This window comes from Novosphingobium sp. KN65.2 (genome assembly GCF_001368935.1).
Taxonomy (GTDB): Bacteria; Pseudomonadota; Alphaproteobacteria; order Sphingomonadales; family Sphingomonadaceae; genus Novosphingobium; species Novosphingobium mathurense.
In genome coordinates this window covers 1-8,665 of the sequence record NZ_CCBH010000007.1, presented here as the reverse complement: position 1 = coordinate 8,665, position 8,665 = coordinate 1, and the positions used below count along the sequence as shown (strand labels likewise).

The window sequence follows — 8,665 nt, the reverse complement described above, 5'->3', positions numbered from 1 at the left end:
GTTGGGGTCCGTCAGTTTTTGGCGGCGGACCCGATGGATGGAGGGACGCAAGGTGACCCTCCATCCATGTCAGTTGCGCAAACTAAGCCGGACGCCAAACACGCGCGGCGGGTTCGCGAGCCTCACAGCTGTGTCCGGACCAGCGATCGCCACGATGTTCCATGAGTAGGTGTTGGTCACATTGTTTACAAAAGCTGTAACCCGCCACTTGTCATCGATGTCCCTCAGACCAACGCGCAGGTCGAGCGTGACATAGTCTGGTGTACGGAACCTCTCTTCCTGACCGAGGCCGGAATAGGCCTTGCTCTGATTGTAAAGATGGAAGCCCGCAAATGCGGCGAAATTATTGCTGACCGGCGTATCGTAGTCGGTATCCAGCGTGAACTGCCATTTTGGGGTGAGCGGCAAAGCCGTTCCCTCCATATTCGCAAGGACGCTACCGTAGGTGAAGTTAGTGAAGTTATCCAGGATTTCCGACTTGATGTAGGTCCCGCCGAAGTTGATATGAAGCGAACGGTCGGGAACGACGGTCATCTGCAATTCAGCGCCGGTGATCCGCGACTTGGGCACGTTGAGCGTGCGGTTAAGCGATCCAAGTACCGGATCGATCAGGCGGCCGCGGACTTGCTTGTTCCGATAGTCGTAATAGAAAGCGGCGCCGTTCAGCTGCAGGACGCGGTCAGCCAGCATCAGTTTGAAGCCCGCCTCATAAGCCATCAGTGATTCCTGCTTGGCCGGAGCGAGCGAGGTCGAGTAGATGGCGCCGACCGGGGAGAAAGTGCCCGCTTTATAGCCCTTCGAAGCGCTGATATAGAGAAGCGAATTCGGTCCGATCTTCCAGTTCACGCCCAGTTTGAAAGGCGTGTTCGTCTCGTTGAGGCTGTCCTTGACAAAACCAGTCGGCCGGAATGTCACGGGATCCAGAGTCACGCACTGTCCAGGCTGAACATTGATGCTGACGCCTTTCCCAGCAGCCGTCCGGTTGACGAACGCGGCAAACTGCCCATCCCCGCCGTCAAGTGTACAGCCGGCATTATCGATCTTCACATCGGTGTAGCGAATGCCGCCGGTCAGTTCGATCCTATCAGTCAGTTCGTAGGTCAAGTTGGCAAAAGCGGAGAGCGACTTGACATGCATATCGGCAATACTGCCGGCGGACGCGAACGGAAATGTTCCGATCGTGTTGAAAGTGTCGCCGTAGTTGAAGATATTGTCCTTCTGATAATTGCCCCCGACCAACCATTGCAACCGGCCGGTCTTGCCCCCAAGCCGCAATTCCTGGGAGAAGCTGTCAATCCGGGCGCCGGAAGAAACATGATAGACATTCTGGTTGGTGCCGTCGGCATCCACCAGACCGTCGGTGCGCAGCTTGTTGTATGCAGTGACGGATGTGAGAGTAATGTCATCCATCAGCTCATATTCCGCCCGCGCGGACAGTTGATAGAAATCCGAGTCGCGGCGGAAACCCTTGTGGCGGATGCCCTGGATCGTGTCGTTCGTACCGCGGGCGAGACCAGGATCCCAATCTGCTATCCGGGCATTGCCGGGCGATATATCATATTGAGCGACAGTGTTGCGCAGCGTCTGCGAAGCGCGCGATCCGGAGAGCAGTGCCACGACCTGACCAGCCTGCTCGTCCGAGTTGTCGATCCAGCCATTGGCGTTGAGCTTCAGCCGGAACCTGTCCGTCGGCTCCCAGTCCAACAGGAAGCGACCGGTATATACGCGCGCATCGCCCAGTTTGTCGTCGCGCGTTGCGCTCTTCTGCCAGGCCCCGCCATTGACCAGACTGCCCGAGATGCGCGCTCGCAGCGTGTCGGTGATCGGTCCGCTGAGGAAGCCCGATGCCTCCACCTTGCTGAAGCTGCTGTAAGCGACATCGACGCCAGCCTCCAGATCCCCGGTCGGATGATTGGCGATGAAATTCATCGCGCCGCCGGTCGCATTCTGACCGAAGAGCGTTCCTTGCGGCCCCTTCAGCACTTCGACGCGCTGCACGTCCTGTGCTACGCCCTTGGTCATGATAGCGTAGGGGAACGGGACCTCGTCCTGATAAACGCTGACAGTGGACGGAGCGCCCGCCACCGTATCGTAGAAGCCCACGCCGCGCATCGTGTAGACCGGCGTGCCGTAGGCGCTGCGGCTGTAGGAAAAGCCGGGCACCACCTTCACCAGATCATCAGGGGTGGTGATCGACGTGTTTTTCAACTGATCGCCTGAAAGAACGCTGATCGTCATGCCGACGTCGTTGGCGTTCTGCCTCACCTTTTGCGCAGTGACGACGATATCCTCAATACCGACGGATGCTTGCTGCTGGGCCGCCTCGCTCGTCTGCGCCAACGCCTGACCTGCGTTCGCGGCGACGGCAATCGCAATCAATGACACATTGATACAGATGTTGAACTTCACCAATACCTCCCCTTATCAAAGCCTTGTTCTTTTTCCGACCGCCGACCTCATCTCCCGCTGTAAGCGCAGCATCGGCTGGTTCTCGTCGGGAAAACCATGCAGTATGAGGTGGCCAATAGGCTGCCCTGCGAACGAGGCGTTGGGAAATGCCAAAGTGGCACGACGTTTTGAGCCTATGGAAAAACGGCGATGGGCACCTTTCAAAACCTCTTTCTGTCTTGGCAATTCCGGCAGCGTCGCCCCTCACTATAGCTTTCGAACCAAGACTAAGTGCTAGCGCGCTGACCCGGAATGTGGCCGGCTCCCGCGAGTGCTACTTTTTGCACAAGACTATGGGGTGGATGCGTGAACGCAGCAGAACTCATCATTGACCAGCCAGGCGAAGGGATCTTTCGCGTCCATCGGTCGGCCATGACATCGCAGGACGTGTTCGATCGGGAGAAGACGGAGATATTCGACAAATGCTGGCTCTATGTCGGCCATGAATCCGAGATCGAAGGCGACGGGGAGTTTCGCCGCCGACAGGTTGGCGGACGCCCGCTTATCTTCGTACGGGGCAGCGACAGCGAAATTCGTGTTCTCTACAACGCGTGCACCCATCGAGGCGCCATGGTCTGTCGCGAGCATGAGGGGCAAACGTCTGCCTTCACTTGCCTCTATCACGCGTGGCGCTTCAAGAATACCGGTGAACTAGCCGGCGTGCTCCAACCTGATGGCTATAGCGACGCGTTCCACAAGGAGAATATGGGGTTGAGATCGCCCCCGCGCGTCGAGAGTTATCGCGGCTTCTGGTTCGTGAACTACGACGCGAACGCGGAAGATCTGGTGTCCTACCTGGGCGAAATGCGCGCGCTGATGGACCTCACCATCGACGCGGCGGAATCGCTGGGCGGATGGAAAATCCTGCCCGGCGTGGCCAAATATTCGATCCGCGCCAACTGGAAGATCCTGGTCGAAAACAGCTATGATGGCTACCATCTGGCGCCGGTTCACAGCACCTATCTTGATTATATGTCCTGGCGCCAGCGCCAGGCCGGGGTCGAGAAAGTCGCAATCAGCGACGCGACCAGCGCCGAGACACTCAAGCGTACGCGCTCCTTCGCGGTGAAGAACGGGCACGGCGGCATGATTCATGGCGCTGTCGGCCGCGCCATCGCCAATCCCAGCCCGCTCTGGCCAGACGATGTCCAGGCCGAAGTTCGCCGAATCTGGCAGGAGAATGTCGATCGGTTCGGTACCGATCGCGGCCGGCAGATGAGCGAAGTGTCGCGTCACATGTGCATTTTCCCCAATCTCATTTTTCAGGACAGCCAGACAGGGGTGCGTCTGCGGCAGATCATCCCGGTCGCGCCCGACCTGATCGACGTTTTGCAATGGGACTTGGTGCCCCGCAACGAACGTGAAGATTTGCACGAATCCCGCATGGAATATTCGCTCGCCTTCCTTGGCCCCGGTGGCCTCGCCACGCCCGACGATGCCGAAGCCCTGGAAGCCTGCCAGCGCGGCTTTGCGGCGCGGGAGGTCGAATGGTCCGATATCTCACGGGGCATGATGCGTACGCCGCAGATGAACGATGAGTTGCAGATGCGCTCCTTCTGGCGTGGATGGCGAGCAAAGATGACCGGCACCTCGGCCGAATTCACTGACGATCGCGAACGGTCCGAACCTATCGGCATCAAGCTGGATTGAAGCGCATGACCATATCTACGGAAAAAACACAGAGCTGGGTAAGTCAGGACATCGAGCAGTTTCTCTACAGGGAGGCCGCCCTGCTCGATGACTGGAAGCTCGATGAATGGCTGGCGCTGTTCACCGACGATTGCGCCTACATCATCCCTTCGACTGACAAGCCCTGGGGTAGCCCAAAGGACACGCTCGTGTTCGTCGATGACAATCGTATTCGTCTGGAAGGAAGGGTGCGCCGACTGAAGAACAAGACCGCGCATCGCGAATTCCCACATTCTCGAACGCGGCATTTTGTGTCCAATGTGCTGCTCGCGGCAGAGACGCCGACGGGCGACGCTAAGGTCCAGGCGAATTTCCAGGTCTATCGCTTCAAGGAGGGCAGCACCGAACCGTTCATCGGCACCTATCGGTACGTGCTGACGCGCCTAGACGGCGAAATCCGCATCCGCCGCAAATATGCGATCCTGGACCTGGAAAATCTCCGCGGCCAGGGCGCCGTCAGCATCATTCTATAACAGGAGGGCCGCTTTGGGCGAGATTTTAGGGCTGGGCATCACGCATCAGCCGCCGCTCACCGCCGGAACGGTTCGGCCGGGTTCGCTGGGCGCTACGCTGAAGGATCCAGGCGTTCCCGAACATCTGCGGACGCCAGACGGCTGGCCGGAAGCGATGCGACTGGAATGGGGCAGTGACGAGGGTGCCACCCACGGCGCCGCGCATCGCGCAACCCTCTTTGACGAAATCGCGAAAATGCGGAAGGTGCTCGACGACTTCCAGCCCGATGTCGTGATCGCGTTCGGTGACGACCAGTATGAGAATTTCCGCGAGGATGTCGTCCCGCCCTTTTGCGTCCTCGCCTATGACGAACTGATATTCCAGCCGTTCAAAAAATTCCCCGACAATTTCTGGGACGAACCGGCGGACAAGGAATATCGCTTTCCGGGGCACAGACCGGCAGCGAAATACCTGACGACCAGCCTGCTCGCGCAGCACGTCGATATGGCCTACGCCTACAAGCCGCTGCACGAGCCGCTGGGGCACGCCTTCCGAAACACCATCATGTATCTCGACTGGCAGCAGCGCGACTATGCCTATCCGACGATCCCGATCGCGGTGAACTGCTACGGACGGACACTGATCCACGCCAAGGGCTATCTCAGCAAGGTCGGCTATGTGCCGTCGCCCGATGAGCTCGATCCTCCCTCCCCGTCGCCCGCCCGCTGTTTCGAGGTCGGCGCGGCGATTGCCCGCGCCATGGCGGACAGCCCCTGGCGCGTCGCCCTGATCGCCTCGTCCAGTTGGAGCCATGCCTTCCTCACGGAAAAAACGTGGCATCTTTGGCCCGATCATGATGCCGATCGCATGCTGTTCGAGGCGCTTCGCGCCGGCAACTATGACCGTTGGAAGCAGCGGACACTCGAGGAAGTCGAGGACAGCGGCCAGCATGAGATGCTCAACTGGTATTGCCTGGTCGGCGCGATGGCGGAGCTTGGCCGCAAGCCTGACTACACGACCTACCTTGAAAGCAGCATCATGAATTCGAACAAGGTTATCGCCTCCTTTAAGGCGTGAGAGGACAAAGCCATGCTTACCGCATCCGACTATCGCGGCGTCTACGCCATCATCCCGACCCCCGCCAATCCAGGGAGCGAGCGCCTCGACGCAGTCGATACAATCAATGTGGATGAGTCCGCCCGCATGGTGAACAATCTGATCGAAGCGGGTTGCACCGGCTTGATTGCGCTGGGCACCACCGGCGAATGCGCGACCCTGCTGAACGATGATTACGACCTGTTTGTGCGTACCATCTTGGACGCAGCGGCGGATCGTGTGCCGACCTTCGTTGGCACTTCAGCGCTGGGCGGACAGGAAGTCGTACGGCGCACCCGCCTGGCGGCGGACGCTGGCGCACAAGGCATATTGCTCGGCCTGCCGCAGTGGCAGGTCTGCACCGACCAGATGGCGTTCAAATTCTACGCCGGTGTCGCCGAACTGTTCCCGAAGACGACCATCATGGTCTATCCCAATACGCGCGCCTTCCGTTATGATTTCAGCGACGATTTCTGGGCGGAATGCGCGCGCGCGATCCCGCAAATCACGTCCGCCAAATTCCCGGCCGCGCCCAAACTGGCCAGCGCGCAAAAGGCCGCCGGCGGTAAAATCTATTTCATGCCGCATGAAATGGCTTTGCCCAAATATATGGACATCGCCCCGGAAACCACCACATCCTGCTGGGCCACCGCGGCGTCGATGGGTCCCGAGCCAGTGCTGGCGATCATGAATGCGGTTCTGGAGGGGAATCTGGATCGCATGCGGGAGATCGACAAGGATCTGAGCTGGGCCAACGAGCCGGTCGTACCGCTCATCACCAACCCCGATGAATTTGGGTCATACAATATCCAGATGGAAAAGTTGCGGATCAACGCGGCAGGCTATTGCGATGCCGGACCGATCCGTCCTCCCTATGACGTGATGCCGGAAAAATGGGCCGAAGCGTCGCGCGAATGCGGGCGCCGCTGGGCCGAAATTCGGAAGAAATATCTGTGACCGACGCCGCCCTGAGATTGTCCGGCAAGGTCGCTGTCATGGTGGGGTGCAGCCCCAACATCAACGGCGGCATCGCGGTGGGACTGGCGCGAGAGGGCGCGAAACTGGTCTGCGTGGACATTTCGCCCGCGCTGGCACAGGCCTGCGCGAAGGAGATTGTTGACGGCGGCGGTGAAGCGATCGCCGTTACCGCCGACGTCACCGACGAAGCGCAGGTGAAGGCGGCTGTCGCCAGCGCGGTCGACGCCTATGGCGGCATCGATATATTGGTGAACGGCGCGGTGCTCCAGATCCGCAAGGGGTTGCGACAGATGGCGGTCAGCGAGTTCCGCCGCCAGATGGACGTGATCCTCGCGGGCACGTTCCTGTTCACCCGGCATGTGACGGACGACATGATCGCGCGGGCGCGCAAGGGCAATGTCATCAATATCCTTTCGACCGAAGCGCATCAGGGCAATCCCGGCAATATAGGCTACGGCACCGCCAAGTCGGGCCTCATCAACTTCACGCGCGGCGCTGCGATGGAACTGGCGCCCTATGGCATCCGGGTCAATTCGCTGACGCCGACCGCCACCGCCCCCGCCGAGGGCAAGGCGCGCGTCGAGGCCTGGGGCGTAACCTGGCAGGAGGCCCTACCCGGCTTCCGCCCCGGTTTCACCACCGGCGACAAGGGCGTACCGTTGGGCGAGCGACCGGCCCCCAGCGACTATGCCGCCGGCGCCGTTTTCCTGGCGTCGGACGATGCGCGCATGATCACCGGCTTCGACCTGCGCGTCGATGGCGGCACCATCGCCCGCTACTGGCGCTACAATCCCGGCATCGACGTCGAGTTGAGCTGACACGACTATTTAGGACTGGATCGACCATGGGACTGAAACCGAACCTGACGCTGGGTGCGCTGGGCGGGCCGAATACGTTCGGCGGGGACGCATCACGGGAATTGATGTCGCTCTATCCTGAATTCGCGAACATCGCCTATTTCCGCACAGCAGAAGATGGCTTCACCTTCACCGGTGAACATGATGCAATGTGCGCCCCCCAGCAAATGATGAAGACGGGCTTTCATCCCGGCATTAACGCCTATGTCGCCGACCAGGGCTCGCAGCTCTATGTGATCGCCGAGACAACCCATGTCTATCATTGCTCCTTGTTGCTGCAACCCGGCGTGAAGATGGAAAACGTGGTTGAAGTGCGCGGCCATACCGGATCGATGACCCAGTGTCGCGACTGGATCGAGGCGAATCTCCCACAGGCGAAGATCACCATCGTCCACACCAGCTCGCACGAAGCAGCGCGAGAAGCGCTGAGTGGTGACGGCACGATAGCATCTGTGGGCACGCCGGGCATGGCGGAGCAGTTCGGGCTGGAGCAGGCGGCCAAAGATATCGACGGTGGCAGTTGCGCCAATTATTGGGCGATTTCTCCGCATCGACTGTTCAGCGATGCGCCCAATCGCATCGTTGTGGCGGGCCGCTTCAGCAGCGATGGCGCAACCGGACGGCTCATCGCTGCGCTCATGAACTGTGGCTACGATCTGCGCAGCACCTTCACCAAGGCGAGCGGCGAAAAACTGTACGAATATGACTATCTGTTCTGGTTCGGCGGGCATGGTGAGCTCTCCGCGGTCCAGGCGGCACTGGGGTCCTTTGGCAGCGCCCGCCTCGCCGGCGCCTATGAGGCAAGGGACTAGAACGCTCTGCGCTTCCTGGCGTCCGGGCGGTTCCCCTAATCTTGTTCCCGACCAGCGCCAGATAATTCGCCAGCTGAAGCATCAGTCTTCCCGGCAAGATGCGACCTTGGGGGCGCCCAACGCGAATGCCACTGCAGCGGGAATTGTAGAGAGCGACATTACCATCATAGCGTACCGAAGCGCCTGCGCGCCCGCCCACGATGTGAAACCGTCACTCAACAGGCCCAGGAAGAGCGGAGCCACCGACACACCGATCGCATTGAGCACGATGATCGTCGCAGCCGTGGCGGTGGCGCGGCGGGCCCCCCCCCCGGCAAAATTTTAGGGGGGGGG

General features: G+C 60.1%; 7 protein-coding genes. 6 read left to right on the top strand and 1 reads right to left on the bottom strand.

Annotated features, from left to right (window positions below; translation table 11 throughout):
• Positions 1–69: 69 nt before the first annotated feature.
• Positions 70–2,409, bottom strand: coding sequence for a TonB-dependent receptor (locus SPHV1_RS00625; RefSeq protein WP_156367180.1), 2,340 nt, complete (start codon positions 2,407–2,409; stop codon positions 70–72).
• Between the two features lie 345 nt (positions 2,410–2,754).
• Here SPHV1_RS00625 and SPHV1_RS00620 point away from each other — a divergent pair, with 345 nt between their 5' ends.
• Genes SPHV1_RS00620 through SPHV1_RS00595 form a run of 6 tightly spaced genes read left to right on the top strand, consistent with a single transcriptional unit; the run spans position 2,755 to position 8,332 of the window.
• The gene (locus SPHV1_RS00620; protein WP_054944214.1) at positions 2,755–4,098 is read left to right on the top strand and encodes an aromatic ring-hydroxylating dioxygenase subunit alpha; all 1,344 of its coding nucleotides are present in this window, start codon (positions 2,755–2,757) and stop codon (positions 4,096–4,098) included.
• A gap of 5 nt (positions 4,099–4,103) precedes the next feature.
• Entirely contained in the window at positions 4,104–4,610 is a 507-nt protein-coding gene (locus SPHV1_RS00615) for an aromatic-ring-hydroxylating dioxygenase subunit beta (protein ID WP_054944216.1), read from the top strand.
• Positions 4,611–4,623: 13 nt separating this feature from the next.
• Positions 4,624–5,667, top strand: coding sequence for a hypothetical protein (locus SPHV1_RS00610; protein WP_054944213.1), 1,044 nt, complete (start codon positions 4,624–4,626; stop codon positions 5,665–5,667).
• A 12-nt stretch (positions 5,668–5,679) separates the two neighbouring features.
• A complete protein-coding gene (locus SPHV1_RS00605; protein WP_054944212.1) occupies positions 5,680–6,642 on the top strand; it encodes a dihydrodipicolinate synthase family protein in 963 nt (320 codons plus the stop codon).
• Positions 6,639–7,481 carry an SDR family NAD(P)-dependent oxidoreductase gene (locus SPHV1_RS00600; protein WP_197277590.1) on the top strand — a complete coding sequence of 281 codons (843 nt, stop codon included), beginning with the start codon at positions 6,639–6,641 and terminating at the stop codon, positions 7,479–7,481. Before SPHV1_RS00605 ends, SPHV1_RS00600 begins: the two co-directional genes overlap by 4 nt.
• A 26-nt stretch (positions 7,482–7,507) precedes the next feature.
• Positions 7,508–8,332: a prephenate dehydratase domain-containing protein gene (locus tag SPHV1_RS00595; protein WP_054944210.1), complete on the top strand. Its 825-nt coding sequence runs from the start codon at positions 7,508–7,510 to the stop codon at positions 8,330–8,332.
• Positions 8,333–8,665: the final 333 nt, after the last annotated feature.